Origin of the sequence: Arthrobacter cavernae (genome assembly GCF_017368795.1) — a bacterium.
Taxonomy (GTDB): domain Bacteria; phylum Actinomycetota; class Actinomycetes; order Actinomycetales; family Micrococcaceae; genus Arthrobacter; species Arthrobacter cavernae.
Map to the genome: position 1 here is coordinate 1 of NZ_JAFNLL010000143.1, position 399 is coordinate 399.

The window sequence follows — 399 nt, forward strand, 5'->3', positions numbered from 1 at the left end:
GCACCGCAAATACCGGGCCACCGAGTTCAGGAAATTCCTCACCAGGATCGACGCCCAGGTCCCCGAGGGCCTAGACGTGCACCTGATCTGCGACAACTACCAGACACACAAGACTCCGGCCGTGAAGACAAGGCTGCAGAACCACCCACGTTTCCACATGCATTTCACCCCGACCTACTCCTCCTGGCTGAACCAGGTCGAACGGTTCTTCGGCTTCGTCACCGAGGACCTGCTGCGCCGCAGCGATCACAGCAGCGTCCAGTCGCTCGAAGCCGACATCCGCAAGTGGGTCAGCGAATGGAACACCAACCCCACACCCTTCACCTGGACAAAGACGGCAGAACAGATCCTCGAATCAATCGGCCGACTTCTGAACCGAACTTCAGGCGCAGGACACTA

At 59.1% G+C, this 399-nt stretch carries 1 protein-coding gene; it reads left to right on the forward strand.

What is annotated here, in order from left to right; translation table 11 throughout:
* Positions 1 to 399, forward strand: a 399-nt coding sequence (locus J1902_RS19170; RefSeq protein WP_207617946.1) for a transposase, incomplete at both ends; no start/stop codon positions are given.